The organism is Streptomyces sp. P17 (genome assembly GCF_032436805.1).
GTDB lineage: Bacteria > Actinomycetota > Actinomycetes > Streptomycetales > Streptomycetaceae > Streptomyces.
In genome coordinates this window covers 1-277 of sequence record NZ_JAVRBF010000733.1, presented here as the reverse complement: position 1 = coordinate 277, position 277 = coordinate 1, and the positions used below count along the sequence as shown (strand labels likewise).

Genomic DNA, 277 nt, shown 5'->3' with positions numbered 1-277 from the left:
ATTGTCGGTATCGCAGTTCTAACCTTTGCATTGAAACAAAAATACATTGTCATCGAGCGAAATGTGGGTTTGCTTAATTATGCTATTATTTAATTTCTATTGTTTCTTCTTTAATTACCTTGTAAGATTTTCTAATTTTCTGGCTTTTTATTTGTATGTCAATCCAGTTTTTTGCTTCATCTTCACTACCATGAACTTCATACATCCAAAAATTCATCCCAACTTCTTTTAAAACTTTTGTCCAAAAAAATAACATAATTTTCTTTTGCACATAATA

The 277-nt window shown here is 28.5% G+C and carries 1 protein-coding gene; it reads right to left on the bottom strand.

The annotated features are described in order from the left end of the window. Positions 1-85: 85 nt before the first annotated feature. Positions 86-277, bottom strand: a 192-nt coding sequence (locus RMT89_RS42755; RefSeq protein WP_315889155.1) for a hypothetical protein, incomplete at its 5' end; no start/stop codon positions are given.